This is a genomic window from Methylobacterium sp. E-025, assembly GCF_022829705.1.
Taxonomy (GTDB): Bacteria; Pseudomonadota; Alphaproteobacteria; order Rhizobiales; family Beijerinckiaceae; genus Methylobacterium.
Window position 1 is genome coordinate 1 of sequence record NZ_JAKSYR010000175.1, and the last position, 5,093, is coordinate 5,093.

Here is a 5,093-nt window from a genome sequence, read left to right on the forward strand (position 1 = left end):
GCCATGAGATCCTGCGGGGAACTGCGCAAGGGCGGAGTAAGGACGATGGTACCTCGGCGCGTATCACACACGCTTGCTACCAGACGTAGGAAGCCACCGCCGATACCTGACCGCTGGGGTAGAATTGCAGGCTATCGCGCATGAGCGTTAATGATATTTCACAAGCCTGGCAGTTACATTTAAAAATATCGCACTGATAAAATGGTCGAACGCTAAGATTGTTGCGCGTCGAACCTGAACGATCGAGATCGCTTGGGCGCGCCGGTCGATAGTTGCCGGCCACCATGAGATCACGCGGTGGCACGTCGGCTCACAGGCACTCTTTGAGCCCTTCTCTCCCTTTTCTGGTCGGTGGCTTTGTCGCCCTGAGGCCCGACGCGAAAGTGGCCGGTCGTGAGGTGCTGTCGAGCGGGTTGATGACCTGCGGGCGATCCTCGAGCGCCGCCGGATGTTTCATCTGCTTCGGCGTCGCGCCGAGGCTGGCGCCTTGATGCTCGTCAGCCTGCCGGCAACAGCTTCACACTCAGAGTTCTACCCGGTGACTTTCTGGATGCTCGTTCGGATCGTCGGTGCACCGAAGCTCACATGGCTGCCGGAAGACCCGAGCTTTTTGCTCGGGCCGTCAGGCGCCATACGAGGAAACCGCCAATGAATTAGATCCGCTCGATTTCCAGGTAACCGATCGTACTCGCCGCATCCTCACTATACCGCTTGCTTCGGATCGCCGCCGGCGCGATTTCGTCCGTAAAGTCTTGGATTTCGGCAGAGGTGCGGTAGAGCAAATACCAATCCATAAAGACCTCCATGTAGGCCTCCTCCCTGACGCCCCAGAGAAAATTAGGGATTACAAGCCGGCCCCCTCCATTAAGATGATCGAACAAAACCCTCGTGAGGCGTGCCGCGACCCTGGCATCAAGATAATCGTACAGGCCGGCAGCATAGATGAGATCAAAACGACCCAGGTCGGTTCTACCGGCCAGGATTTGCCGGACAGTTGCCTGTTGTACCTCGATGGCGTGTGAGACCGAGCCGCGGTATTCGCCCGCGACGGCTAGGCTCTCCGCATCCTGGTCAAGCGCGAGCAGTCTTCCGACTCGCCCTTCGTTCAGGGCAATGCTCAGTTCCACCTCACGAAGATGCCCACAGGCTAGCGACAAAATTGTGGGTGACCGGCGGCGTGCGGCCGCTTCATCGATCTTCGCAGCGAGGATGGACCGGCGTTCTCGAACCGCTTCGCAGGCCGTTACGTTGACGGTGAATGCCATCACGGTGCGTCCGGCTTCTGTAGCAGCTTCTTGCGCCGCTCTTGCCGCCGGATGGCGATAGACGAAGTCGATCAACCCGGCATCGCCGGCATAGCCGCGCGGCCTTTGATACGAATGTCGGGTGAAGGGACACTCATGCATCAAACTCGCAACAGCATGGGTTCGTGCCGCGGGAAGGACAGCCTCACGCCAAGTCCGAGGGCTGAATGTTTCCTTAAGTAGTCCTAGAAGATCAATGATCGTATCTGTCATCAAGGTATAATTACCGGGCAAAGCCATATTGCTAACTTCGCTCAGAGCTCGGTGTACATCGCTAGATACGACCGGGTATGATGATTGAGGAATCGTATATAGCGGTCGAGTCTCATCCGACTGCTGTAGATCGTATTTTAAAGAACTGAAATTACTAAGCAGATCACGTTCACGAAACAGCGCAGCTCCGCCGTTTGACATATCTTTATCGCCCTTAAGCGCCAATGCTCGGGGAGTCCGACGGCGCAGGGGCATCGTTAATGAAACGTTACCGACAGTCCATAAATGAGCTGCGTGGAAATTTCTTACAGCCACCTTTTCTTAACGATGTGACCGGATTGCATCTAATTACACGAGCACGTCGCTGTCACCGCGTTCGGTCAGCGGATCATTTCTCGCCCAGTTCGATTTCTTGATCCGCCCACGTAGGTGATGCGTCGTATCAGGCGACGGTCGAAAATGGGCGAATGCCTTTGCCCGCAGGAGGGCAGCGCACGAGCGTTGATGCGCATGTTCGATCCATTAGGGTTTTGGGAAATCGCTGCTGGTAGCACCTGTTGAATGGGGGCACCTGAACGATGACGGGCGAAACGCTAGATCTTCTCGATCGCGAGCTTCGAAAACGTTGGTTCGAGCGCCGATCGCCCGAGCTCGATGTGGCCTTCGAGGTTCAACATGCGAAGGCCCTGCGCATCGAGCTACGCAAGGCTTGTCAGCTTGTCGGCCTACTGTACATTTCGTTTGGAGTAATGGATGCATTTTTGATCCATGATATGCTTCCTTACATTTTGCCAGTTCGCATAACTATAGGTGCGATTTACGTATTAGCTATTTGGCTTCAAGCACAACACGGCGTAGGAACCCGTATTCTTGAATTTCAATGCGCAATTGGCGTCTTCTTTGGCTTCGCCGCATGGTTGTTCCTTGCCGCGCAAAGCGTAGAAACGATGGCAACGCTGTATTATGCCGGGTATGGATTAATATTCATGTTGGTTGCCAACTTGTTTTTCAATCTGACCTTCAGATTTGCGCTGCTGTCATCGGGTTTGATCGCTGCGACTTTCCTTATTTGGGCAACTGGATCCGTTAGAGACACGACTTACACGGTATGCTTTGGTTCGCTATATATATTTAGCTTTTTGCTTACGGTATTTTTGAACTTTAAGTACAATCGAGAGCGCTACCGCGTTTATATCAATGCACTTCGGGCGGATATTCGACAGCAGGAGATTTTGAAACGGGGCGAAGAGCTGATTCGTCTGTCGACGACGGATGACCTTACCGGCCTAGGAAATCGCAGAATCATAGATGGTGCATTACGCAAGCTCTGGCAAGATAGCAAGGCGTCAGGGAAGTCGTTCGGCGTCATCCTGATCGACGTTGATTACTTCAAGTCATATAATGATTGCTACGGGCATCAGCAGGGCGATCGCTGTTTGGCAAGGGTCAGTCAAGCTATGCTAAGCGTAGCCAAACCCTTTGGCTTCACCCTTGGACGCTTTGGCGGTGAGGAGTTCGCTGCGCTCTTTCAAGCCGTTTCTGTGGAGCAAGTTGCGGCGTTCGCCGAGGAAACTCGACGGGCGGTCGAGAGCCTCCAGATCGTCCATGCGGCGCGCCGCGACCATTTTTCGGGCATCACCGTCAGCGTCGGTGCGGCCTTCTCCGGTGATGTTGCCGCTGACAAGCCCGAGCGAATGGTCACTGCGGCCGACGTCGCGCTCTATGTAGCGAAGGGAGACGGACGGAACTGCGTCCGGACCTTCGATCGTCGTATGCTCGAGTCCGACGCGGGTGATACGCTTACTGCCGAGATGCTCCGTACGGCCATTGCTGACCAGCGCATCTCGGCTGTCTTCCAGCCGATCGTCGACGTCACGTCTGGCTTGGTGTGGGGCGCCGAGGCGTTGATGCGCTTAAAAGATCCACAGGGTCGGTCCGTCTCCCCGGAGACGTTCATTCCCGTGGCCGAGCGGACAGGTGTCATTATGGAGCTCGGAGAATGGATGCTACATGAGGCTTGCGATCTCCTCGCTACTGAACCGGCACTGCCCGTCATCAGCGTCAACGTGTCCTCGCGGCAAATCGAGGATCCCAACTTCGTTGACGTCGTTGAGGCGATCGTCAGGGCCGCAGCGATCGACCCCTCCCGTCTTGCTCTGGAGATCACCGAGGGAGGGCAGATCAGCGGAAATCCCCAGGTCGTTCAGCTGATGGACCGGTTGTCAGCAATCGGGATCCGCGTTTGGCTCGACGATTTTGGAACCGGGTTTGCTGGCCTGACCTGTTTAAGTGAACTGCGCTTCGACATGGTCAAGATCGATCGATTCTTTGTCCAGAGTAGCGATACGCCGCGTGGTGCAAAGTTGCTAAAAAACATCATAGACTTGGTTAGCAGCTGCGCACAAAAAACAATTGTAGAGGGTGTTGAGGACGCGTACCAGATTGAGCTTGTCGCATCCTTCGGTGTTGAGCTGTTTCAAGGCTACCACCTTGGGCGCCCGATGCCGAGGCACGAACTGGTTCAGCGGCTCGCGGACCAACCTGCGGTGGCGTGATCGCGTCCTATAAAGGTGAAGATGTGGCTTCGTCATCCAAACCGGCAGTGCGAGCTTCACTCCACATTGCTTCAATGGACTATGCCTTCGCATGGGGTCAGCAGACACGCACGCTCTTCTCTCAAATGGTTGGAACGGAACCAGTTATCGAGCGCCGACGCTCCCGCTGGTCCGCCGAGCCTTCAGGATCGCTGCGTTGATGCCGTCCGCGATCCCTTGTGCTGCACGATCGCGAATTCATCCATCGTTTAAAGGGGACGGCATAGCGACAAGGTTCAACCCGATGTCGACTTTCGGCATCCCGGCGAACACCCGCTCTCCCGGAGCCGAAGGTGCCAGGCGGCCGACGAATGACCGCTTTCGGTGAGCCCAAACGGCGATCCTAACGGCTGAGTTGGGTCGCTAGCGGGAAGGCCGCTCAGGGTGGAGAGCAGTCCGGCTGCTTTCGGTGGCGTGCTGTGCTTATGCAGACATAGGCACACACCGGGGTCGGCATGTCGGCCGACAAGGTCGCCGACCTGGTCCAACTCGACCGACGCACGACCACGAACGGGACCGCTGGCAAGCGGGGCAGCGGCCTCGGCCTCCAGCTCTGCCGAAATCTCGTGGAGCGTCAGGGACGCACCCTAACCGTCGAAGGCGTGCCCAGCCGCGGCACGACGTTCGGCTTCATCCTGCCGAGGCCGCGGTGGTCGGGAGGAAGCGCCCCGCACTGCTCGGGACCTGAACCCGCATGGCGTCCCGATGGCGAAGTCGCGCGGCGTTTGGGAGCTGCCGTGCAGCATCACCACGAGGGGCACGGGCCGCCCGTCGTAAACGGACGGGACGTAAAGGCGGTAGGCCCGGCTCCCGGCGAGGTTCCCGAACCGACGCTCAAGCGCCGGTGGTGCTCTCAGTGGGGCGATCCCCGCAATTACAGTCATCAGGATACTCTCCTCGAGGAGAGCCGTCGGCGTCGCCGAGGCGCGACGAAGCAATCCGCCGATGATCCATCGGGCTCATCGATGGCGGCCTTCACGGC

Annotated in this window: 3 protein-coding genes; 2 read left to right on the forward strand and 1 reads right to left on the reverse strand. The window is 57.2% G+C overall.

Features of this window, described 5'->3' with window-relative positions:
- Nucleotides 1-653 precede the first annotated feature (653 nt).
- Nucleotides 654-1,340, reverse strand: a complete 687-nt coding sequence (locus tag MKK64_RS25290) for a class I SAM-dependent methyltransferase (RefSeq protein WP_243938355.1) — start codon at nt 1,338-1,340, stop codon at nt 654-656.
- 755 nt (nt 1,341-2,095) lie between these two features.
- Between MKK64_RS25290 and MKK64_RS25295 the strand changes: the two genes are divergently transcribed.
- Both MKK64_RS25295 and MKK64_RS28495 read left to right on the forward strand, forming a co-directional pair.
- Nucleotides 2,096-4,072 (forward strand): putative bifunctional diguanylate cyclase/phosphodiesterase, encoded by a 1,977-nt coding sequence (locus tag MKK64_RS25295; protein ID WP_243938357.1) that lies wholly within the window; start codon nt 2,096-2,098, stop codon nt 4,070-4,072.
- A 494-nt stretch (nt 4,073-4,566) separates the two neighbouring features.
- A partial coding sequence (locus MKK64_RS28495) for a sensor histidine kinase (RefSeq protein ID WP_409568011.1) occupies nt 4,567-5,093 on the forward strand: 527 nt, incomplete at its 3' end.